19 protein-coding genes are annotated in these 21,546 nt (G+C 64.4%); 10 read left to right on the top strand and 9 right to left on the bottom strand.

Going from position 1 to position 21,546, the window contains the following annotated elements; all coding sequences use genetic code 11:
* Entirely contained in the window at positions 1-1,128 is a 1,128-nt protein-coding gene (locus B6V74_RS11315; protein ID WP_088722828.1) for a bifunctional 2-C-methyl-D-erythritol 4-phosphate cytidylyltransferase/2-C-methyl-D-erythritol 2,4-cyclodiphosphate synthase, read from the bottom strand.
* 217 nt (positions 1,129-1,345) lie between these two features.
* Here B6V74_RS11315 and dusB point away from each other — a divergent pair, with 217 nt between their 5' ends.
* The 5 genes from dusB to B6V74_RS11290 all read left to right on the top strand — a co-directional run bounded on the left by dusB (position 1,346) and on the right by B6V74_RS11290 (position 8,516).
* Positions 1,346-2,326 (top strand): tRNA dihydrouridine synthase DusB, encoded by a 981-nt coding sequence (dusB, locus tag B6V74_RS11310; RefSeq protein ID WP_276206154.1) that lies wholly within the window; start codon positions 1,346-1,348, stop codon positions 2,324-2,326.
* Entirely contained in the window at positions 2,323-3,390 is a 1,068-nt protein-coding gene (locus tag B6V74_RS11305) for an ATP-binding protein (RefSeq protein ID WP_075774912.1), read from the top strand. Before dusB ends, B6V74_RS11305 begins: the two co-directional genes overlap by 4 nt.
* A gap of 3 nt (positions 3,391-3,393) precedes the next feature.
* Positions 3,394-4,764 carry a response regulator gene (locus B6V74_RS11300; RefSeq protein WP_075774911.1) on the top strand — a complete coding sequence of 457 codons (1,371 nt, stop codon included), beginning with the start codon at positions 3,394-3,396 and terminating at the stop codon, positions 4,762-4,764.
* Between the two features lie 72 nt (positions 4,765-4,836).
* A complete protein-coding gene (locus tag B6V74_RS11295) occupies positions 4,837-7,119 on the top strand; it encodes a PAS domain-containing sensor histidine kinase (RefSeq protein ID WP_088719364.1) in 2,283 nt (760 codons plus the stop codon).
* Positions 7,116-8,516 (top strand): sigma-54 dependent transcriptional regulator, encoded by a 1,401-nt coding sequence (locus tag B6V74_RS11290; RefSeq protein ID WP_075774910.1) that lies wholly within the window; start codon positions 7,116-7,118, stop codon positions 8,514-8,516. Before B6V74_RS11295 ends, B6V74_RS11290 begins: the two co-directional genes overlap by 4 nt.
* A 104-nt stretch (positions 8,517-8,620) precedes the next feature.
* On the opposite strand, the gene B6V74_RS11285 is transcribed toward B6V74_RS11290, so the two are convergent.
* From B6V74_RS11285 to B6V74_RS11260, 6 genes are all read right to left on the bottom strand, one after another.
* On the bottom strand, positions 8,621-9,949 hold the full coding sequence (locus tag B6V74_RS11285; protein ID WP_088722827.1) for a branched-chain amino acid ABC transporter permease: 1,329 nt from the start codon (positions 9,947-9,949) through the stop codon (positions 8,621-8,623).
* Complete coding sequence (locus B6V74_RS11280; protein WP_075774908.1) at positions 9,946-10,953, bottom strand: branched-chain amino acid ABC transporter permease; 1,008 nt, start codon at positions 10,951-10,953, stop codon at positions 9,946-9,948. The genes B6V74_RS11285 and B6V74_RS11280 overlap by 4 nt, the downstream gene beginning before the upstream one ends.
* A gap of 3 nt (positions 10,954-10,956) precedes the next feature.
* A complete protein-coding gene (locus B6V74_RS11275; protein ID WP_075774907.1) occupies positions 10,957-11,661 on the bottom strand; it encodes an ABC transporter ATP-binding protein in 705 nt (234 codons plus the stop codon).
* Positions 11,658-12,518 (bottom strand): ABC transporter ATP-binding protein, encoded by an 861-nt coding sequence (locus B6V74_RS11270; protein ID WP_088722826.1) that lies wholly within the window; start codon positions 12,516-12,518, stop codon positions 11,658-11,660. The genes B6V74_RS11275 and B6V74_RS11270 overlap by 4 nt, the downstream gene beginning before the upstream one ends.
* 104 nt (positions 12,519-12,622) lie before the next feature.
* Positions 12,623-13,807: an ABC transporter substrate-binding protein gene (locus tag B6V74_RS11265; RefSeq protein WP_075774905.1), complete on the bottom strand. Its 1,185-nt coding sequence runs from the start codon at positions 13,805-13,807 to the stop codon at positions 12,623-12,625.
* A gap of 191 nt (positions 13,808-13,998) precedes the next feature.
* A complete protein-coding gene (locus B6V74_RS11260) occupies positions 13,999-15,027 on the bottom strand; it encodes a GlxA family transcriptional regulator (protein ID WP_088718547.1) in 1,029 nt (342 codons plus the stop codon).
* Between the two features lie 220 nt (positions 15,028-15,247).
* Between B6V74_RS11260 and B6V74_RS11255 the strand changes: the two genes are divergently transcribed.
* A complete protein-coding gene (locus B6V74_RS11255; protein WP_075775120.1) occupies positions 15,248-16,618 on the top strand; it encodes a 3-deoxy-7-phosphoheptulonate synthase class II in 1,371 nt (456 codons plus the stop codon).
* A 64-nt stretch (positions 16,619-16,682) separates the two neighbouring features.
* Here B6V74_RS11255 and B6V74_RS11250 read toward each other — a convergent pair whose 3' ends face one another.
* A complete protein-coding gene (locus B6V74_RS11250) occupies positions 16,683-17,510 on the bottom strand; it encodes a PAS domain-containing protein (protein ID WP_088722825.1) in 828 nt (275 codons plus the stop codon).
* A 175-nt stretch (positions 17,511-17,685) separates the two neighbouring features.
* Here B6V74_RS11250 and B6V74_RS11245 point away from each other — a divergent pair, with 175 nt between their 5' ends.
* The 3 genes from B6V74_RS11245 to B6V74_RS11235 are packed head-to-tail and all read left to right on the top strand — an operon-like array spanning position 17,686 to position 19,789.
* A complete protein-coding gene (locus B6V74_RS11245) occupies positions 17,686-18,621 on the top strand; it encodes a YicC/YloC family endoribonuclease (RefSeq protein ID WP_240497093.1) in 936 nt (311 codons plus the stop codon).
* A gap of 5 nt (positions 18,622-18,626) precedes the next feature.
* The gene (gene gmk, locus B6V74_RS11240) at positions 18,627-19,271 is read left to right on the top strand and encodes a guanylate kinase (RefSeq protein WP_088722824.1); all 645 of its coding nucleotides are present in this window, start codon (positions 18,627-18,629) and stop codon (positions 19,269-19,271) included.
* Positions 19,268-19,789 carry a gamma carbonic anhydrase family protein gene (locus B6V74_RS11235; protein WP_088722823.1) on the top strand — a complete coding sequence of 174 codons (522 nt, stop codon included), beginning with the start codon at positions 19,268-19,270 and terminating at the stop codon, positions 19,787-19,789. The genes gmk and B6V74_RS11235 overlap by 4 nt, the downstream gene beginning before the upstream one ends.
* Here the strand turns inward: B6V74_RS11235 and B6V74_RS11230 are convergent.
* The gene (locus tag B6V74_RS11230; RefSeq protein ID WP_088718550.1) at positions 19,786-20,088 is read right to left on the bottom strand and encodes a hypothetical protein; all 303 of its coding nucleotides are present in this window, start codon (positions 20,086-20,088) and stop codon (positions 19,786-19,788) included. The genes B6V74_RS11235 and B6V74_RS11230 overlap by 4 nt on opposite strands.
* Before the next feature lie 347 nt (positions 20,089-20,435).
* Here B6V74_RS11230 and B6V74_RS11225 point away from each other — a divergent pair, with 347 nt between their 5' ends.
* Complete coding sequence (locus tag B6V74_RS11225; protein ID WP_088718551.1) at positions 20,436-21,494, top strand: ATP-binding protein; 1,059 nt, start codon at positions 20,436-20,438, stop codon at positions 21,492-21,494.
* The last annotated feature ends 52 nt before the right edge of the window (positions 21,495-21,546 follow it).

Genomic DNA, 21,546 nt, shown 5'->3' with positions numbered 1-21,546 from the left:
TTACTCCTTGATCAGCGTGGCAGTGGCGATGGCGGCGATGCCTTCCTCGCGCCCGGTGAAGCCCAGACGTTCGGAGGTGGTGGCCTTGACCGAGATCCGGCCCGGCTCGATCCCGATGATGCGCGCCAGAACCTGTGCCATTTCAGTGGCATGCGGGCCGATCTTGGGACGCTCGCAGATCAGCGTGACATCGGCATTGCCCAGACGGAAGCCTCGTGCTTCGGCCAGTTTCACCGCGTGGTCGAGGAAAATCTCGGACGCCGCGCCCTTCCACCGCGCGTCCGATGGCGGGAAATGCCGCCCGATATCGCCCTCGGCCAGCGCGCCATAGATCGCATCGGTCAGCGCGTGCATGCCGACATCGGCATCGGAATGACCCTTGAGCTTCTTGTCATGCGGCACCTCGAGCCCACAGAGCGTCACGTGATCGCCCGGCTCGAACGCGTGCACGTCGTAACCATGACCCAAACGGATATCCATCTTGTCTCCCAACAGTCTCTCGGCCCGGGCGAAATCCTCCGGGTAGGTGATCTTCAGATTGTCCTCCGAGCCGCGCGTGATCGCAACCGATAGACCCGCCGCCCGGGCCACTTCCACGTCATCGGCGGACCCGCCGGGATGGGCGCGGTGCGCGCTGAGGATCGCGTCGAAATCGAAGCCCTGCGGGGTCTGCGCGCGGTAGAGCCCGTTGCGGTCCTGCGTGCCGGTGACCTCACCGTTCTCGCCGGTCCAGAGTGCATCCGACACGGGCAGGGCGGGAGCTGCCGCCTGTGTGCTGTCCAGCGCCTCGAGCACGCCGTTGATCACTGCGCGGCTCACCAGCGGGCGTGCCCCGTCATGGATCAGCACCTTCTCGACGCCCGAGCCTTCCAGCATCTCAAGCGCATTGCGCACCGAGGCGTCGCGGCTGGCACCGCCCGCACACAGTGCGACCTTGCCCTGAAACAGCGCGACGCCGCGCGCCATGTCTTCGGGATGCAGCACCACGACGATCCGCCCGATGCCTTCGAAAGCGGCGACGGTATGGGCCAGCACCGGCTGCCCCGCGAGGCTCTGCCATTGCTTCGGGGTTTCTCCGCCGGCGCGGGTGCCGCGCCCGGCGGCGACGATGATGATGGCGATGCTCATGGCGCCTCCCTGATCGCCCAAGGGCTTAGGCGAAGACGCGACTTTGCGCAATCGGTGCCGCTGGACGCGAGACGCTGCGGGATGTGACAACTGGCCGCGGACCGGTGATTAAAAAATAGGCGGATGCTGATTTTCCCACCTAAAAAGGGCTGGACGCAATTGTGATTCTTTGGTCAAACGCCTAATTCGAAGGAAGACGCGTAACAGGACAGTCTCCGTGCCGCAGAATTTGGTTCTCGACGATATTAAATTGACCCCTCCGGTCTTCCTCGCGCCGATGGCGGGGATCACCGACCTTCCGTTCCGGCGGATGGTGGCGCGCTTCGGCGCGGGTCTCGTCGTGTCCGAGATGGTGGCCTCGGGTGAGATGCTGACGGCGAAGTCCTCCGTGCGCGCGAAGGCCCGGGTCGAGATGGGGCTGGAGCTTCCGACCTCGGTGCAATTGGCGGGCCGTGAGCCCGAGCCGATGGCCGAAGCCGCGAAAATGGTCGCCGGCATGGGGGCGCGGATCATCGACATCAATATGGGCTGCCCGGCCAAGAAGGTGACGGGCGGGGCCTCGGGCTCGGCGCTGATGCGCGATCCAGATCACGCGCTGCGGCTGATCGAGGCGACGGTGGGCGCGGTCGATCTGCCGGTGACGCTGAAGATGCGGCTGGGCTGGTGTGATGACACCCGCAATGCGGCAGAGATCGCGCGCCGGGCAGAGGCTGCGGGCGTGAAGATGATCGTCGTGCATGGGCGCACCCGGATGCAGTTCTACAAAGGCAGCGCCGACTGGGAGGCGATTGCCGAGACGGTCGAGGCGGTCTCGATCCCGGTGATCGCCAATGGCGACGTGGTCGATGCGAGTTCCGCTCGCGCGGCACTTGTGCAATCGGGCGCGGCGGGCGTGATGGTCGGGCGTGGGGCGCAGGGCGCACCGTGGCGCTTGGCTGAAATCGGTCATGAAATCTTCGGATCGCCGAAGCCGCAGGTTCCGTACGGAAACGCACTTTGCGATTATATTTCAGAACATTACGAGGCGATCTTGAGCTTCTACGGCCGTGATCTCGGGCTGCGTCTCGCTCGCAAGCATCTGGGCTGGTATTGCGAGGCGGCGAACGCGCCGCTGCGCGCCGAGATGATGGTCAGCGAAACGCCGGAGGCGACCTTGGCGCTAATCGAGCGCGCTTTCGGCGAAAGGTGCGCCGCATGAACCTTCCGGCCCCCGGCATAATCTGGACTTCGCTGCCGACCCCGGCTTTGCTGATCGACGGCGATGATCTTGTCGACGAGGTGAACCCGGCCGCCGAGCTGTTCCTTAACCTGTCTGCCAAGGCGCTGAGGGGTAAGGCGATCGGCGAAAGGCTCGCGATTTCGGCGCCTTTGGAGGAAATCTTCTACCGGGTTCGGAAGAACCGCGCCTCTCTCTTCGTTAACGATGTCGAGCTGACGACGGGCGAGAAAGCCCCGGTGCAATGCAACCTTCAGGCTGCGCCGGTGGGCGAAGACCCCGACCGGGTGTTGCTGCTGATCGAGCCGCGCGAACTGGCTGACCGGCTGGGCCGCGCCAGTCTCGTGAAATCGGCGGCGCGCTCGGCCATCGGTATGGCGGAGATGTTGGCCCATGAGATCAAGAACCCGCTCGCCGGGATCGCCGGGGCGGCCCAGCTTCTGAGCATGAACTTGTCCGGAGAAGACCTTGAATTAACGGACCTGATCGTCGACGAGACGCGCCGGATCGTGAAGCTTCTCGAGCAGGTCGAACAGTTCGGCAATGTCCGTGCGCCCGAGAAGAAGCCGGTCAATATCCATGACGTGCTCGACCGCGCACGCAAATCCGCAGGTGTGGGTTTCGGCGCGCATATGGCGATCACGGAGGATTACGATCCCTCGCTGCCGCCGACGCTGGGCGATGCGGATCAGTTGACTCAAGTCTTCCTGAACCTGTTGAAAAACGCCGCAGAAGCCTCTGAAGGAGCTGGGAATATCAAGATCCGTACCTTCTACGAACACAGCCTGCGTCTGCGTCGCGCCGATGGGTCGGGGCAGCCCTTGCCGCTGCAGATCGAGATCATCGACGACGGCCCCGGTATTCCGCCGGAAATCTCCAACGAGATCTTCGAGCCCTTCGTCTCGGGTCGCGAGAACGGGACCGGGCTCGGTCTCGCCCTTGTCTCGAAGATTATCAATGATCACGACGGCTGGGTCACGCTCGACTCGGTCCCGGGCAAGACCCGGTTTCGCATTTCACTTCCCGTTGCGCCGAAGGAGGCCTGATCCATGGACGGCACCGTACTTGTCGCGGATGACGATCGCACAATCCGCACCGTTCTGACCCAGGCGCTGACCCGTGCGGGCTGCAAGGTTCACGCCACGGCCTCGCTCGTGACGCTGATGCGGTGGGTCGAAGAGGGCAAGGGTGATCTGGTGATTTCGGACGTCATGATGCCCGACGGGAACGGGCTGGAGGCGTTGCCGAAGATATCCGAGGAGCGTCCCGGCCTGCCGGTCATCGTTATCTCGGCGCAGAACACGATAATGACCGCGATTCAGGCGGCCGAGGCCGAGGCTTACGACTATCTGCCCAAACCGTTCGATCTGCCCGACCTGATGAAGCGTGCGCAAAAGGCGCTGGAGCAGAAACGCCGCAGTCCGACCGCGCCGCGCGAGATCGACGGACGCGCCGATGCGGGCGATCTGCCGCTGGTCGGGCGCACGCCTGCGATGCAGGAGCTTTACCGGCTCGTTGCGCGGGTGATGAATGCCGATCTCGCGGTGCTGATCGCGGGTGAGAGCGGCACCGGCAAGTCCCTCATCGCGAAGGCTATTCACGACTTTTCCGACCGCCGCACGCTTCCCTTCGTGGTGGCGCAGGCAGGCGATCTGCAGGGCGCGGACGGCCCCGCGGCACTGGTGGCGAAGGCCAAAGGTGGCTCGCTCGTTTTCGACGAGGTCGGCGATTACGACGACGAGACGCAGGCGCGGATCGTGCGTATGCTCGACGCGCTGCCCGATCCCGCACCGCGTATCATGGCGACGACGCAGATCGACCTCGCGGGGCTGATGGAGGCGGGAAAGTTCCGCCAGGACCTGTTCTACCGGCTGGGCGGCGTGACGCTGAACGTGCCGAGCCTGCGCGAGCGGGTCGAGGATATCCCGCTTCTGGCCGAGCATTTCCTTGCCCGCGCCGAGCGCGACGGGCTGGGGCTGCGCCGTTTCACGCCCGAGGCGCTGCAACTCGTGCGCGCCTATTCCTGGCCCGGCAACGTGCGCCAGCTGGAGAACACGATCCGCCGGCTTGCCGTGACCTCGCCCGAAGAGGAAATCACCCGGGCCGAGGCGGAATTCGTGCTGGGCAACCAACCCGCGATCGAGCCGCTACGTCAGGGCGGCGAGGGCGAGAAGTTGTCCTCCTCCATCGCACGCCACCTGCGGCGCTATTTCGACCTTCACGGCGGCACGCTGCCACCGCCGGGCCTCTACGACCGGATTTTGAAGGAAATGGAGGCGCCGCTGATCGAAATCGCCTTGGATGCAACCGGCGGCAATCAAGCCAGATGTGCCGATTTGCTCGGCATCAACCGCAATACGTTGCGGAAAAAGATCACTGATCTGGATATTCAGGTGACACGGCGCCGCAAACTGATGTAAACCCGCAACAGGGGCCTGTGGCTTTTCCGTCTAACGGATTCGCGAGCTTCAGCCCGGAATGAGGGGGCATTGGTGCAGGGCAGCACGGCATATCGCTCAGGCTGGGACCGTTTGGCGCGCTTTCGCCGCCAGAAGCGGGTCCGCAACCTGTTCACCTTCGGCCTGGTGGTGCTTGGCCCGGCGCTCGCGATTGCGACCTTTATCGTCCTCGGCCCCCTGGGACAGGGGGCGGACAGCACCGCGCTGCGCCTGATCCTGCTCGCCGATTTCGTCTATTTTCTGCTGCTCGCCGGTCTGATTTTGATGCGGCTGGTGCAGATCATCGCAGCCCGGCGCGCCCATTCCGCCGGCTCGCGGCTCACCCTGCGCCTGACGGGCGTTTTCGCGGGCATTGCACTGGTGCCGACGATCCTCGTCGCAGTCTTCGCGTTCCTTACCGTGAATATCGGCCTCGAAGGGTGGTTTTCCGACCGCGTGCGCTCGGTCGTCGGCACCTCGCTTCAGGCCGCCGAGGCCTATCAGTCCGAGCACAAGCGCGATCTGGTGCAGGACAGCCGGGCGCTCGCGAATTTCCTCGACCTGCGGCGGCAGGCGTCGACCTTCATGTCGGATGGCGAGCTGCGCGAATTGCTCATTACCGGGCAGGCGGGCATCCAGCGCGGCGTGAAAGAGGCCTATGTGATCGACGGTACGGGGCGCATCATCGCGCGCGGCGATCGCTCCTATCTCTTTGATTACGAAGAACCTTCTCCGCGTGACATCGTCGAGGCGCAGAAGGGCGAGACGGTGCTGATCGAGGATTGGCCGAACTCGGAACTGCGCGCGCTGATCCGGCTCGACGCTTTCGTGGATCGGTATCTGTATATCTCGCGCAAGGTGGATGGGCAGATTCTCGCTCTGCTGGACAAGACGCGCGAAACGGTGACGCTCTATCAGCAATTGGAGAGCGCCCGCGGTCGCGTCATCTTCGAATTCGGGCTGGTCTATTTCGGCTTCGCGCTGATCCTGATCCTCGCCGCGCTCTGGATGGGGCTGTGGTTCGCGGAGCGCCTGTCTCGGCCGATCGGGCGGCTCGCCGCCGCCGCGGAGCGGGTCGGCGCTGGTGATTTGGACGCGCGGGTGATCGAGGCCGAGGGCGACGACGAGATCGCGACGCTTGGCGAGGCGTTCAACCGCATGACCGGGCAACTGAAGGGCCAGCGCATGGCCCTGATGGAGAACCACCGCGAGACGGAAGAACGCCGGCGTCTGTTCGATTCCGTGCTGTCCTCGGTGACTTCGGGGGTGATCGGACTCGATGCCGACGGGCGGATCGATTTCATGAACCGGGCAGCTATGCAGCTGCTGGCGCTCAATAGCGTGAGCGATCATTCCCGCGACCTTGCAACCGCCGTTCCAGAGTTTCTGTCTATTTACAACAAGTTGCAGGACGGTCTTAATGAAGTCGCGCAGGAGGAAATCCGGATTTCGCGCGGCGGGCGGCTGGAGAGCCTGCTGGTGCGCATGGCCGTTCGACGCAACGATCTGGGCACGCCCGAAGGCTATGTGGTCGCGTTCGAGGATGTGACCGATCTGGTCTCTGCGCAGCGGATGGCGGCCTGGGGCGACGTGGCGCGGCGCATCGCACATGAGATCAAGAACCCGCTCACGCCGATCCAGCTCTCGGCCGAACGGATCAAGCGTAAGTTCGGCAAGATGACCGAGGGCGAAGACCTAGAAACGCTCAATCAGTTGACCGGCGTTATTGTGCGCCAGACCAATGACTTGCGGCGCATCGTGGACGAGTTCTCGCGCTTTGCCCGGATGCCCGAGCCCGACCGTGCCGATCACGATCTTGCGCAGCTCGTGCGCGATGCGGCGACCTTGCAGCAAGACAGCCTGCATGGCGCGAAACTGGTGACGGATGTCCCGACCGAGCCGGTGATCGTCGAACTGGACGCGACGATGATTTCGCAAGCGGTGACTAACCTCGTGAAGAACGCGGGAGAAGCGATTGAATCCTATACGGAAAAAGGGAATGTGGAGGAAGGCTACGCGCCCGAGGTGCGCCTCGATATGGAAGTCGCCTCTGATCACGTGACGATCCATATCGCGGATAACGGGATCGGCCTGCCGCCGGACCGTTCGCGCCTGTTCGAGCCTTACGTGACGACGCGCGAGAAAGGCACCGGGCTGGGTCTTCCCATCGTCAAGAAGATCATCGAGGAACATGGTGGAACGTTGACGCTGAGCGACGCGCCCGCCTTCGTAGAGGGCGCCCATCGCGGGGCGCTCGCCGAAATCAGGCTCCCACGCGCCCGAGCAGCGCTCAGAGCCATCAAGGAGAGGGGCGAAGCCCCCGGGGAAGTGACATGAGCGACATTCTGATCGTCGACGACGAGAAAGACATCCGCGAGCTGATCGCCGACATCCTGCGCGACGAAGGCTTCAAGACACGCCTCGCGGCGAATTCCAACGAGTGCATGGACGAGATCAACGCGCAGGAACCGGCGCTGATGATCCTCGATATCTGGCTGAAGGACAGCAAGATGGACGGGATCGACATCCTCAAGACGGTCAAGCGCGACAATCCGGACGTGCCGGTGATCATCATCTCGGGCCACGGCAATATCGAGATCGCTGTGGCGGCTATCAAGCAGGGCGCTTACGACTTCATCGAGAAGCCGTTCAACATCGACCAGCTGATGGTGGTGATCTCCCGCGCGATGGAGACGGCGCGGCTGCGGCGCGAGAACTCGACGCTCAAGCGCCGCGACATGTCCTCGGGCGAGATGATCGGCGACTCGGCGGCGTTCCGGCGGCTGAAGGATCAGCTCGACAAGGTGACCAAGTCCAACGGCCGGGTGATGCTGACGGGCGAGCCGGGCTCGGGCAAGGAGATGGCCGCGCGCTACATCCACCAGTTCTCGACCCGCGCGGCGGGGCCCTTCGTCACGGTCAATTCCGCCTCGATCGAGCCCGACCGGATGGAAGAGGTCCTCTTCGGACGCGAGACGCCCGAGCGCGGCGTCGAGAAGGGCTTGCTGGAGCAGGCCCATGGCGGCGTGATCTATTTCGACGAGGTGGCGGAGATGCCGCTCGGCACGCAGTCGAAGATCCTGCGCGTCTTGACCGAGCAGCAATTTCTGCGTGTGGGCGGGGCCGACAAGGTCCGCGTCGACCTGCGGGTTATCTCGTCGACGACCCGCGATCTGACGGCACAGATCCGCGAGGGGCATTTCCGGCAGGAGCTCTACGACCGGCTCAACGTGGTGCCGATCGAGGTGCCGCCGCTCTCCGAGCGCCGCGAGGACGTGCCGCTTCTGGCCGACCATTTCCTGCGCGGCTTCAACGAGACCCAAGGCCTGCCGCTGCGAGAAATCTCGGAAGAGGCGGCGGCGCTGATGCAGACGATGGAGTGGCCCGGCAACGTCCGCCAGCTGCGCAACGTGATCGAGCGGGTGCTGATCCTCGGGGAAGGCACGGGCGTGATCGAGGCGCGCGAATTGCCCGGCCAGGAAGGCCCGGCGGATGAAGGGCGCATCGTTCTGGGCGGCGCGCTTGCAACGCTTCCACTGCGCGAGGCGCGCGAGCTGTTCGAGCGCGAATATCTGCTCACCCAGATCAACCGTTTCGGGGGCAACATCTCGCGCACCGCGAATTTCGTCGGCATGGAGCGCTCGGCGCTGCACCGCAAGCTCAAATCGCTCGGCGTCGTCACCACGAACAAGGCCGGCGCCCGCGTCGCCCAGTTTGACGGTGGCGAGGAGTAACCCAAAAAAACGCGCGCTCCTTGCGGGGCGCGCGTCTTGTCTTCGGCTTGGAAGAAATATCCCGGGGTGAGCCCGGAACGGGCGAGGGGCAGAGCCCCTCTTTTTTATTTCTCCGGCAAGAGCCCGCGCGGGCTGAAGCGCAGCACCATCAGCAGGATGATACCCATCACCAGCATCCGCATATGCGGGGCCGATTGGATCAGGTGATCCTTGAACCCGCCATCGGGGAAGGGAGCCGCCAGCGCGCCCATGATATCCGGGCCCCAGTCGCCTGCCTTGACCCAGACATACCAGATCAGCACGCCACCGAGGATCGAACCCCAGTTGTTGCCCGAGCCGCCCACGATCACCATCACGAGGATCAGGAAGGTGTAGCGCAGCGGGTTGTAGGAGGTCGGCGTCATCTGCCCGTCGAGCGAGATCATCATCGCGCCCGCAAGCCCGATCACCGCCGAGCCCAGCACGAAGATCTGCAGATGGCGGCGCGTGACGTTCTTGCCCATTGCCGCCGCCGAGATCTCGTTGTCTCGGATCGCGCGCATCATCCGGCCCCAGGGCGATTTCAGCGACATCTCGGTCAGCCAGATCAGCGCGAGGATGACGATCACGAACAGCACGAGGAAGGCCAGCTTCACCACGATGGTCGAGCCAAGCTGCGGATCGAGGCCCCAGCTCTGCATCTGCGCGACGAAATCGGGCGAGTTCTGCAGGTCGATCTCGTAGGGCACCGGCCAGGGGCGCGGGATGCCATTGACGTTCAGCACGCCGCGGTCGAGCCACTGCTCGTTCTTCAGGATCGCAACGATGATCTCCGCGATGCCCAGCGTGGCGATCGCGAGGTAATCCGAGCGCAGGCCGAGGGCGGTCTTGCCGACCAGCCAAGCCGCGCCTGCGGCGAGAACCGCGCCCACGGGCCAGGAGATCAGCGTCGGAAGGCCAAGTCCGCCGAGGTTGCCCTGCGCCGAGGGGTTGATCGCCTCGATCACTTCGACCGCCGGATCGAAGAGCCAGCGATAGGTGAAGAAGCCGACGATCAGCACGGCCGTCACGGCGAGACCGCGCGTCTTTCCGCGCAGATTGCGCCAGATCCAGACCGCCGCCAGCACGGCGACGATGGCCACGAAGAAGGCCGCCATGATGCCCGGACCGCCGCCCGAGAAAGCGCCGGGAGTGGGCGGCATGGAGATCAGCACCGGGGCGAGGCCGCCAAGCGCGAGGAAGCCCATCGCGCCCGCGTTGAACAGGCCCGCATAGCCCCATTGCATGTTCACGCCGAGCGCCATGATCGCCGACAGAAGCCCCATGTTGAGAATGCCGAGCGCCGAGTTCCAGCCCGAGGTGAAACCTTCGAGCAGGATGAGCGCGGCCATGATGGCGAAGAAGAGGGGCGCACGGAGACGGCTGGTCTCACCAGCCTGACGATTGCTGCTCATACGATTTTCCCCTTGAAGAGGCCGGTCGGCTTGAAGATCAGGACAAGGATCAGGATCGTGAAGCTGACTGCGTATTTGTAGTCGGTGGAGAGAAGCTGAACGAGCCCGTCCGGCTCCCAGTTCGGGATCAGATAGGTCGCCACCTTCTTCCAAGCGTAGGTGAGGCCCACCTCCGAGAAGGAGATCACGAAGCCGCCCGCGATCGCGCCCACCGGGTTGCCGATGCCGCCGACGATGGCCGAGGCGAAGATCGGTAGCAGAAGCTGGAAATAGGTGAAGGCTTTGAACGACTTGTCGAGCCCGTAGAGCGTGCCTGCGATGGTCGCGAGCGCGCCGGTGATGATCCAGGTGACCGCCACGACCTTGTTCGGGTCGATGCCCGACAGTAGCGCCAGATCCTCGTTATCGGAAAACGCGCGCATGGATTTGCCGGTGCGCGTCTTGCCGAGGAACCAGAACAGCGCGGCCACGGTGATGATCGCGGTGACGACGGTGATCACCTGCGTCGAGCGCAGCGTCAGCGGCTCGGAGAGGCCCGTCATGTCGCGCCATTGCCGGGCGTTGATGACGAAGCGGGTGCCGTCGTCGAAATTGATCTGGTCGACGCCGATCAGGAAGCGCGTGAGCGCGTTCATCACGAACATCACGCCGACCGAGACCATGACCATGACCACGGGCGCAGCCCTGACTTTTCGGTAATACTGGTAAACGACCTTGTCGGTCCCGAGCATCAGCGCCGAGGTGATGACGATGCCGAATGGCAGGGCGAGCAGGGCGGTCGGCAGAGGCCCGAAGCTGATTCCCATCGCTTGGAAACCCCAGGTGATCAGGATCACGACCCCGGTGCCGAAGGCCATCGTATCGCCATGCGCGAAGTTGGAAAATCGCAGGATCGAGTAGATCAGTGTGACCCCGAGCGCGCCAAGCGCAAGCTGCGCGCCATAGGCGGTGGCGGGGATGATGACGTAATTGGTAACCGCGACGAGCGCGTTGATGAGTTCCATTCCTCAGCCCCCCAGGAAGGTGCGGCGGACTTCCGGGTCGGCCAGAAGGGCCTCGCCAGTGTCGGTGTACTTGTTCGCGCCCTGCACGAGCACATAGCCTTTATCCGCGATCTCAAGCGCTTGGCGGGCGTTCTGTTCGACCATCAGGATCGAGATGCCGGTGCGCGCGACCTCGATGATGCGGTCGAACAGCTCGTCCATCACGATGGGCGAGACGCCTGCGGTCGGCTCGTCGAGCATCAGGAGCTTCGGCTGGGTCATCAGCGCGCGGCCCACGGCCACCTGCTGACGCTGCCCGCCTGACAGTTCGCCCGCATTCTGGCGACGCTTTTCCTTCAGGATCGGGAACAGGTCGAAGACCTGATCCATCGTGCCCCGGAAATCGTCGTCGCGGATGAAGGCGCCCATCTCGAGGTTTTCCTCGACCGTCATGGTCGGGAAGACGTTGTTCACCTGCGGCACGAAGCCCATGCCTTTCTTGACGCGGTCCTGCGGCGAGAGGCCGGTGATGTCCTGCCCGTCGAGCGTGACCTTGCCTTCGCGCAGGCCGAGCATCCCGAAGACCGCCTTCATCGCGGTGGATTTGCCTGCGCCGTTGGGGCCGACGATCACCGCGATCTCGCCTTTTTCGACGGTCAGGGTGCAGTCGTGCAGGATGTCGGCCTTGCCGTAGCCGCCGGTCATGTGTGAGGCGTCGAGGTAGCTCATTGGTCGCCTCCATGGCCTGCTTCGTCGCCCAGACCGGGCTGCGCGCCGTGGTCTTCATGCGCGGCGGTCTCGGCGGTTTCCTCGGCCTTGACCTTGTTCTTCAGGCCGGTCCCCAGATAGGCCTCGATCACGGCCTCGTTTTCCATGATGTGATCGGCGGACCCTTGGGCCAGCACCTTGCCCTCGGCCATCACGATGACCGGGTCGCAGAGGCGGCCGATGAAATCCATGTCATGTTCGATCACGCAGAAGGTGTAGCCGCGCTCCTTGTTCAGTCGCACGATGGCGTCGCCGATCGTGTTCAGAAGCGTGCGGTTCACGCCCGCGCCGACCTCGTCGAGGAAGACGATCTTGGCTTCGACCATCATCGTGCGGCCCAGTTCCAGAAGCTTCTTCTGCCCCCCCGAGAGGTTCCCTGCCTTCTCATCCTTGAGATGCGAAATCGTCAGGAAATCAAGCACTTCATCGGCTTTCTTCAGAAGCGCCGCTTCTTCCTCGCGGATGTGTTTTCGCCCGAACCACGTGTTCCAGAGCGTCTCGCCGGCTTGCCCGGTGGGCACCATCATCAGGTTCTCGCGCACGGTGAGCGAAGGAAACTCATGCGCGATCTGGAAGGTGCGCAGCAGACCCTTGTGGAACAGCTCGTGCGGGGCAAGCCCGGTGATGTCCTCGCCATCCATCGTTACACGGCCCGCGGTGGGTTCGTGCACGCCTGCGATGACGTTGAAGAGCGTGGATTTGCCGGCGCCGTTCGGTCCGATCAGCCCGGTGATAGAGCCGGTTTCAATCTCGAGGCTCGCGCCATCGACCGCCCGGAATCCGCCGAAGGATTTGACTAGGTTTTCAACCCGGATCATAGGGTCCCCTGAGTTGTAGGCATGTTAGCTTCACGCCGCATCTTGTTGTTTTATAATTGAAAACAGCCCGGATTGCTCCGGGCTGCTTCAGCTCTGATGACCGCTTAGCGGTATTTCACCGTTTCGATCTTGTCGTCCTTGATCTCGATTTCGCGGAAGGTGCCCGCGGCTTCGCCATTGCCGATCAGGTTGACGGCGGTCGCGCCTTCGTAATCGACCGGCTTGCCTTCCTTGATCAGGTCGAGCGCCTTGCCCAGCTCGCCGGGATAGATCTTCTCGCCGGGGCCGTTCGCGACTTCCATGACCTTGTCCTTGTAGACTTTCGGGTCGGTGGAGTCGGCGGCCTGCATCGCCAGCAGCATCAGGGCCGCCGCGTCATAGGCGCCGCCCGAATAGGCCGACGAGCCGTCGAAGCCGGCTTTCTCGGCCATGCCGAGATAGGTCTTCATGCCGTCGCCCGCGGAGTCGGGAAGCTGGCCGAAGGAGCCGTTGATTTCCGAGCCGAAATTGTCTTCGAGCGTCTGGCTGACCATGCCGTCGGGGAAGACGAAGGTCTCGAAGGCGCCGGTGTCGAGCGCGCCGCGCAGAATGCCCGAGCCGCCCTGGTCGATATAGCCGACGATGACGAGCGCGTCGCCACCCGCGGAGGCGAGCGATGCGACTTCGGCGGAGTAGTCGCCCTTGCCGTCTTCATGCGCGGCCGAGATCGTGACGTTGCCGCCCTTGGCCTTGTAGGCTTTCTCGAAGCTGTCCGCGAGACCCTTGCCGTAGTCGTTGTTGGTGTAGGTGACGGCGGCGTTCTTGATGCCTTTCTCGATCAGCTCATCGGCCATGACTTCGCCCTGACGCGCATCCGACGGGGCGGTGCGGAAGAACAGGCCATCGTCTTCGAGATCCGAGAGCGCCGGCGAGGTCGCCGAGGGCGAGATCATCACGACGCCGTTCGGCATGGCGACGTTCTGCAGGACAGCGGTGGTCGCGCCCGAGCACATCGCGCCCATGATGCCAGCGACCTTGTCGGTGGTGACGAGCGTTTCGCCAGCCGCGGTTGCGGCTGCTGCGTCGACGCAGGTCGAGTCGCCGCGGACTGCGGTCACGGTGTCGCCACCCAGCAGCTTGCCGGAGTCGGAGACTTCCTTGATCGCCATCTCGGCACCCTGCGCCATCGGCGGGGCGAGCGATTCAAGCGGGCCGGTAAAGCCCAGCAGGACGCCCATCTTCACGTCATCGGCATATGCGCCGGTCGCGCCAAGCGCGATCGCAGCCGAAGCCAGAAGCAGTTTTTTCATGTGTTCACTCCCGTGTTGGAACTCGCGTTCTTGCGCGAGGTTAGTGCGCGGTGCGTCAAATGTGAAGAACCGCGAGTGGCGCGATGACGCGAAAAACCGACCCGAAGGTCAAGCATCGCGCAATGCGACGTAACGGCAATTTGGGCCGTTGTGCAAATTCGTGAAAGGCGAGGGGGCGGATTGCGCAATTTTCAGTCGAGCGAGTCTTCCGGTCCAACCTCGGAAGCGGCGTCCGGGATCTCCTTCTCGCCCGCAGCGCTCGCGCCGCGTTCACGGTAGGGTGTGGTCTGGTAATGCGCGCGGTAGCATTTCGAGAAATGCGAGGGGCTGGCGAAGCCGCAGGCCATGGCAACGTTGATCACGCTCATTTCGGTCTGCATCAGCAGGTTACGCGCCTTCTGCAGCCGCAATTCCATGTAATAGCGCTTGGGCGAGCGGTTGAGGTAGCGGCGGAACAGCCGCTCCAGCTGGCGCGCCGACATGCCGACCTCGGTGGCGAGCGTCGCGGGGCTGATCGGGTCTTCGATATTGCGCTCCATCCGGCCGATCACCTGCGCGAGCTTCGGGTGGCGCACGCCGATCCGGGTGGGAATCGATAGCCGCTGGGTGTCGCGGTCCGAGCGGATCGAGGAATGGATCAGCTGATCGGCGACGGTATTGGCCAGTTCCTCGCCGTGATCGCGGGCGATCAGCCGCAGCATCAGGTCGATCGAGGCGGTGCCGCCCGCCGTCGTCACCCGGTTGCCGTCGATCACGAACACGCCCTTGGTCAGTTCGATATCGGGAAAATCCTCGGCGAAGGCGTCGATATTCTCCCAGTGGATCGTCGCGCGCTTGCCGTCGAGCAGCCCCGCGCGGGCCAGCGCGTAAGAGCCGGTGCACAAGCCGCCCATCACCGCGCCGCGCCGCGCCTCGCGCCGCAGCCAGTTCAACAGCGGCTTGCTGACCGCCTCGGCCACGTCGATGCCGCCGCAGACCAGCACCATCGTGTCGCGGCCCAGCTCCTCCAGACCGATATCGGTGCGGAAGGTCGTCCCGTTCGAGCAGGTGACATCCGCGCCGGACTCTGAGGCGAGTTTCCACGTGTAGAGCGTGCGACCGGACACCTGGTTGGCGAGGCGCAGCGGCTCGATCGCGCTTGCGAAGGCCATCATCGTGAATCGCTCTAGAAGCAGGAAGACGACCGAACGCTGGCGTGCGTCCGGGCCAATCCGGATCATTCCTTGCGAAGGGGCTGGCCGACGGGTGGGGCGGGGATCAGGCATGTCGTCAATCCGTCATCTGTGGTGAATCACCGAAACAGGAAATTGGCGCGCGCCGCAAGAGGGGGGCAAGGTGGGCGCTGCAGACTTGTCGAAATGCAAATTCGGGTTTGTTTCCCAGACCCGCGCCGTCTATAAGCGGCGCCGAATGAACACGACCACGCTTTTGGAGGATCAGATGGGCAAGGGTTGGAGCAAATCGGACTGGCGCGCGAAACCGCGGGTTCAGATGCCCGACTATCCCGATCAGGGGGCGCTGAACGCTGTCGAGGCACAGCTGTCGCGGATGCCGCCGCTGGTCTTCGCGGGCGAGGCGCGCACGCTGAAGGCGGAGCTTGCGAAAGCTGCGCGTGGCGAGGCGTTCCTGCTGCAGGGCGGCGACTGCGCCGAGTCCTTCGGGGAATTCTCCGCCGACAATATCCGTGACACGTTCAAGGTGATGCTGCAGATGGCGGTCGTGCTCACTTGGGGCGCGAAGGTTCCGGTCATCAAGGTCGGCCGCATGGCGGGCCAGTTCGCCAAGCCGCGTTCGGCGCCGACCGAGACCATCGACGGCACCGAGCTGCCGAGCTACCGCGGCGACATCATCAACGGCTTCGAATTCACCTCGGAGGCGCGTCTGCCCGATCCGAACCGGATGCTGCAGGCCTACACGCAGGCGGCGGCGTCGCTGAACCTGCTGCGCGCCTTCTCGACGGGCGGTTTCGCCGACATCCACCGCGTCCAGAGCTGGATCGCCGGCTTCACCGATGCCGACGAGGCCGAGAAATACCGCGAAGTCGCCAACCATATCAGCGAGGCGATGGACTTCATGCGGGCCGCGGGCGTGACCTCGGAAACCGCGAATGAGCTGGCTTCGGTCGATTTCTACACGTCGCACGAAGCGCTGCTGCTGGAATACGAAGAGGCGCTCTGCCGCATCGATTCCACCTCCGGCCTGCCGATTGCGGGCACCGGTCACATGCTCTGGATCGGCGACCGCACCCGTCAGCCCGACGGTGCACATGTCGAATTCGCACGCGGCGTGCAGAACCCGATCGGTCTGAAATGCGGCCCGACCACCACCGAGGACGACCTCAAGGTGCTGATGGAGAAGCTGAACCCGGAGAACGAGGCGGGCCGTCTGACGCTGATCGCGCGCTTCGGCGCGGGCAAGGTTGGCGATCACCTGCCGCGCCTGATCCGCACGGTCGAGGCCGAGGGCGCGAATGTCGTCTGGTCCTGCGATCCGATGCATGGCAACACGATCAAGTCCGCGTCGGGCTTCAAAACCCGCCCGTTCGACTCCGTGCTGCGCGAGGTGAAGGAATTCTTCGCGATTCACAAAGCCGAGGGCACGATCCCCGGCGGCGTGCATTTCGAGATGACCGGCAAGGACGTGACCGAATGCACCGGCGGCGTGCGCGCGGTGACCGACGGCGATCTGTCCTCGCGCTACCACACCGCCTGCGACCCGCGCCTGAACGCCTCGCAATCGCTGGAACTGGCGTTCCTCGTGGCCGAGGAGCTGCAGGACCGCCGCAAGCTGGCGAAAGCGGCTTCGCAATAAGGCGCGATCGTCGCGCCGCGGCACAGTTTCGGAAATAGATCGGCCCGGACCCTTGCGTCCGGGCCTATTTATTGCTGTCGGCGGTGCAGAGGTCATCCATCACGGGTCTTAACCCGTCCTGTCGCACCACCCGGAACATCGCGCGGCGCTCTTCCGGGGTCATTTCCGCCAGATGTGCGGCGCGGGATTTCGGCCGCGGGGTGTAAGGCGTCTGGCTTTCGGCGAAGCCGGAGGTGGCTGCGGTCGGCACGGGCTGCTCGAAGGAGTGCGCCGGAGGAGACCTGCGCCCAGTCGGTCGGGGCGAAGGCTGCGGGTCGCGCAGGGGCGGCATCTCCAAAGGCTTGATCCGCGCGGCTGACACGCTAAAGCGGCGCGGGGCGCGTCCAGCGTCGAGGTTACCGTCCGCCGCGTCCGGAGCGCGCAGAGGCTCCGCTACGAAACATCCAAGCGCGCGCGTCACCGCCTCGAAATCGTCCGTCAGCGGCAGCATCAGCAGATGGCCCGTCAGTTCCGGTTTTCCAAGCCCTGCCGCCGAGGCCAGCTGCGCCTCGGCGATGGCGGGACGCGCGAAGACGGCCTCGGTCAGATCGGCAATCTGTTTGCGGGCTTCGGGCGCGAAGAGCGAGGTCAGGGGCATGCCGCGCACCTCCATTCCCATCAGGCCGCAGATATGCTGGCCGGCAAGGCGAAACCGCGCGATGCCCGGCGCGACGCGCTCGAGGATGAAGGCGAATTGCAGTGCCCGGTCGATGCCGCGCGGATCGATATCGGCGCGCGCGGGCATCGGGCGACCGTCGAGCAGCGCCTCCCAATAGGCGTGCAGCTCGTTGCCGACCCGGCGACCTTTGGCCGAGGCGGGGGATGCAGCGTTGCTGTCGGTCTCGCGATCCATTTCTATCATCCTTGTTTCGTCCCGCGCGGCACGGGCGCGGGGCCGCTTTCTCTCGCCCGGCGCGCCGGTGGCGCGGGGCGCCTTGCGGTTGACCGTCGGGACGAAATCGTTACTGAACTCTTACCGGGCCCCAAGTTAGGCCATTTTTTCGTCACATGGAGAAAGAAACTCTTAAATGGTTAAGCCCGCCCCAGAGCCGCGCCCGGAGGGGGCGCCCGCCGCCGCCACCGTCTCGATGACCGGATTTGCCGCCGGACAGGGGAGCGGCGCGGGGCATGACTGGAGCTGGGATCTGCGCTCGGTCAATGGCAAGGGCTTCGACCTGCGGTTGCGGCTGCCCGATATCGAGGGGCTCGAGCCGGCGCTGCGCAAGGCGGTCGGCGAACGGGTCGCGCGGGGTAACGTCACGCTGAACCTGAAGCTCACGCAGGCCGTAGGCAGTGCCGCGATGCGGATCGAGCCGGAGGTGCTGAACGCGGCCCTTGCTGCCGTCGACAAGGTCGAGCGCGCCGCCGAACGCAAGGGCGTGGCGCTGGCGCCGCTCAAGCCGAGCGACCTGATGGCGATGCGCGGGGTGATCGACCACTCGGGCAGCACGATCGAGGATCCCGCCGCACTGCTGGCCGCCTTGATGGAGAGTTTTGCGCCCGTTCTGGAAAGCTTCGTCGCGATGCGCCGCGAGGAAGGCGCGCGGACGGGTGCGTTGCTGGCCTCCCGCATCGACGAGATCGCGGCGTTGACCGATGAAGCGGAAATCGCCGCCGCAGCGCGCGCTCCGAAAGCTGCAGAGACGCTGCGCGCGGCGCTCGCGCGGGTGATGGAAGCGACCGAGGCCGATCCCGACCGGGTCGCGCAGGAACTGGCGCTGATCGCGATCAAGGCGGATGTCACCGAAGAGATCGAACGGCTCCGCGTCCATGTCGAGGCCGCGCGCGCGCTTCTCGCCGAGACCGGGCCCGTGGGCCGCAAATTCGAATTTCTGGCGCAAGAATTCGTGCGCGAGGCCAATACGCTGTGCTCGAAATCGGGCGATGCGGAGTTGACGCGGATCGGTCTGGCGTTGAAATACGCGATCGACCAGCTGCGCGAGCAGATCCAGAACGTAGAGTGATACCAATGCCCGACACTGCCCGCCGCGGCCTTCTGATCATCCTGTCCTCGCCCTCGGGCGCTGGAAAATCCACGCTCGCCAAACGGCTGATGAGCTGGGATCCGACGCTGCGCTTCTCGGTCTCGGCCACGACGCGCGATCCACGCACGGGCGAGACCGATGGTGTCGAGTATTTCTTCAAGACCCGCGCAGAGTTCGAAGCGATGGTGGTGCAGGGCGACATGCTGGAACATGCCGAGGTGTTCGGCAATTTCTACGGCACCCCGAAAGGCCCGGTGGAGGCGGCGATGGGCGAGGGGCGCGATACGCTCTTCGACGTCGACTGGCAGGGCGGTCAGCAGATCCGCAACTCCACGCTTGGCAAGGACGTGGTCTCGATCTTCATTCTGCCGCCTTCGATCGCGGCGCTGGAAGACCGTCTGCGCAGCCGCGCGCAGGACAGCGACGACGTGATCCGCAGCCGGATGGAGAAATCGCTCGCCGAGATCAGCCATTGGTCGGAATATGACTATGTTCTGGTCAATGACGACCTCGACCGCGCCGAGGAGATGCTGCGCACCATTCTGACTGCGGAGCGTAACCGCCGCGATCGTCAGGTCGGGCTCAGCGAATTCGTGCGAAAACTGAACTGGGAGTTTGACGCAAGATGATTTACGAACTGGACGGGATCGCCCCGAAAATCGCCGAAGACGCATGGGTCGCCGCCGACGCCAACGTGATCGGCAAGGTTGTGTTGGAGGCCGAAACCTCGGTTTGGTTCTGCGCGACCCTGCGCGGCGATAACGAGGAAATCCGGGTCGGACGCGGCTCGAACCTGCAGGAAAACGTGGTCTGCCATACCGATATGGGTTTTCCGCTGACCATCGGCGAAAATTGCACGATCGGCCACAAGGCGATGCTGCATGGATGCACGATCGGGGACGGCTCGCTGATCGGGATGGGGGCGACGGTTCTGAATGGGGCGAAGATCGGCAAGGGCTGCCTGATCGGCGCCGGTGCGCTGATCACCGAGGGCAAGGAAATTCCCGACCGCAGCCTCGTGATGGGCGCGCCGGGCAAGATCGTTCGCGAACTCGACGAGGGCGCGCGCAAGGCGCTTCTGGGCTCGGCCGCGCATTACCGCGAGAATGCGGCGCGTTTCGCCAAGGGGTTGAAAGCGATCGGCTAATTGTCGCGACGCTTGTCGACCGGCAAGGTGAATATATCGAAATCGAGCTGGGGATGCGCGGCGCGCACCTCCTGCCGGATGAAGTCGATATTCGGAAGCGGAGTGGAATAGGCCCGCAGCTTGCCGGTAAACCCGAACCGTTCGAGACGCTTTGCCAGATCGAGAATGTCGAACCGCGTGGTCAGCAGCGGCGCCAGCACCAGTTCGGGGCGCAGAGCCGCCATCTTTTTCGCGGTGATCTGGTCGTATTGCAGTACCTGAATCGCCTGGCCCGAAATCTCGTTGAGCGACGGGGGCAACTTTCCGCCCGGGTCTACAAGCAGAAGGTTGCTGCTCTCGGACGTTTTCACGCATTGAAAGAGAACAGCTTGTAGCGCAAGGCGGGAACTCGGGGTTCTTGGCATAATTCGTAATAACCTCATCGCCCCCGATGATGTATTCGACGGAACCCGACCGGGCTCCGCTAAATACACGCCTAGGTTTAACGTCTCGGTGACCATTCTACAACCCATTGATTGCGAACCGCGAAGCGAGAGTTGCGATGCCGATGCGGGGTTGGATTGCATGTCTATGACAAGCCTTTACAGCTCGCCTCGCATCGCTCAAACCTTGCTCCGAACGAGATGGCAGGCGGGGAGGCGCGGCAATGAGCCAAGGGGCGATCGGACAGGTTCTCGACGCGCTGCCGAGCGCGGTTTTGCTGATCGGGCGCGACGAGCGGATCGCGCAGGGCAATCTCGCAGCCAATCGGCTGTTCGGCACGCAGTTTCTCGGGCGCCCCTATGTGACGGTGTTGCGCCAGCCCGGCTTTGGCGCGGCGGTAAGCGCGGCGCTGCGCGGGGCGCGACCCGATCCGGTTCGCCTGCGGCTGCATCCCACCGGTCAGGCCGAGACGATCACGCTGGTGCATTTCTCTCCGCTGCCGCCCGCGCCCGAAGGGCCGCTTGCGACGAATTCGGTTCTGGCAAGCTTCGAAGACATCACGGCTCTCGAATCTGCCGAAGCCATGCGGCGCGATTTCGTTGCAAATGTGAGCCACGAGTTGCGCACGCCGCTGACCGCGCTGATGGGCTTCATCGAGACGCTCCGCTCGAGCGCGCGCGACGATGCGGCGGCGCGCGACCGGTTCCTGTCGATCATGGAGCGCGAGGCGGCGCGGATGAACCGTCTGGTGGGCGATCTTCTCTCGCTCAGCCGTGTCGAGGGCGAAGAGCGGATGCGTCCCACTGGCAAGGTCGATCTGGCGCTGGTGCTCAAAGGGATCACGCAGACGCTCGAACCCGTGGCAGAAGCGGCGTCCGTCAAGCTGATCTGCGAGGGCGAAACCGGGGCCTTGCCCGTCCAGGGCGATCCCGATCAGCTGACGCAGGTCTTCTCGAACCTCGTGGAGAACGCGATCAAATATGGCGGGCAGGGCGGCGAGGTGCGGCTGCGGGTCTCACTGATCCCGCATGAGCCGGTGTTGCGCGGCAAAGCCTATCGCGTCGATGTGATCGACCGCGGCGAGGGCATCGACGAACAGCACCTGCCGCGCCTGACCGAGCGCTTCTACCGCGTCGATACCCACCGCTCGCGCGAGAAGGGCGGAACGGGGCTGGGTCTCGCCATCGTCAAGCATATCGTGGCGCGCCACCGTGGCCGGTTCCGCGTCGACAGCAAGAAGGGCGAGGGCAGCTGCTTCACGGTGATCCTGCCTGCGGCCTGAGAGCGCGCCGGTAAGGTTCGGTTTCGGCAGACGAGATGCGCTGACGTTCTGT

It is taken from the genome of Thioclava sp. F42-5, from assembly GCF_002213195.1.
Lineage (GTDB): Bacteria > Pseudomonadota > Alphaproteobacteria > Rhodobacterales > Rhodobacteraceae > Thioclava > Thioclava nitratireducens.
This window is presented reverse-complemented; position numbering and strand designations above follow the sequence as displayed.

Coding starts and splice junctions, on each gene's coding strand:
- gmk (WP_088722824.1), top strand. CDS start 18,627: ATGCCCGACACTGCCCGCCGCGGCCTTCTGATCATCCTGTCCTCGCCC.
- B6V74_RS11275 (WP_075774907.1), bottom strand. CDS start 11,661: ATGAGCTACCTCGACGCCTCACACATGACCGGCGGCTACGGCAAGGCC.
- B6V74_RS11280 (WP_075774908.1), bottom strand. CDS start 10,953: ATGGAACTCATCAACGCGCTCGTCGCGGTTACCAATTACGTCATCATC.
- B6V74_RS11270 (WP_088722826.1), bottom strand. CDS start 12,518: ATGATCCGGGTTGAAAACCTAGTCAAATCCTTCGGCGGATTCCGGGCG.
- B6V74_RS11260 (WP_088718547.1), bottom strand. CDS start 15,027: ATGATCCGGATTGGCCCGGACGCACGCCAGCGTTCGGTCGTCTTCCTG.
- B6V74_RS11305 (WP_075774912.1), top strand. CDS start 2,323: ATGAACCTTCCGGCCCCCGGCATAATCTGGACTTCGCTGCCGACCCCG.
- B6V74_RS11225 (WP_088718551.1), top strand. CDS start 20,436: ATGAGCCAAGGGGCGATCGGACAGGTTCTCGACGCGCTGCCGAGCGCG.
- B6V74_RS11250 (WP_088722825.1), bottom strand. CDS start 17,510: ATGGATCGCGAGACCGACAGCAACGCTGCATCCCCCGCCTCGGCCAAA.
- B6V74_RS11315 (WP_088722828.1), bottom strand. CDS start 1,128: ATGAGCATCGCCATCATCATCGTCGCCGCCGGGCGCGGCACCCGCGCC.
- B6V74_RS11265 (WP_075774905.1), bottom strand. CDS start 13,807: ATGAAAAAACTGCTTCTGGCTTCGGCTGCGATCGCGCTTGGCGCGACC.
- B6V74_RS11235 (WP_088722823.1), top strand. CDS start 19,268: ATGATTTACGAACTGGACGGGATCGCCCCGAAAATCGCCGAAGACGCA.
- B6V74_RS11285 (WP_088722827.1), bottom strand. CDS start 9,949: ATGAGCAGCAATCGTCAGGCTGGTGAGACCAGCCGTCTCCGTGCGCCC.
- B6V74_RS11300 (WP_075774911.1), top strand. CDS start 3,394: ATGGACGGCACCGTACTTGTCGCGGATGACGATCGCACAATCCGCACC.
- B6V74_RS11245 (WP_240497093.1), top strand. CDS start 17,686: ATGGTTAAGCCCGCCCCAGAGCCGCGCCCGGAGGGGGCGCCCGCCGCC.
- B6V74_RS11255 (WP_075775120.1), top strand. CDS start 15,248: ATGGGCAAGGGTTGGAGCAAATCGGACTGGCGCGCGAAACCGCGGGTT.
- B6V74_RS11290 (WP_075774910.1), top strand. CDS start 7,116: ATGAGCGACATTCTGATCGTCGACGACGAGAAAGACATCCGCGAGCTG.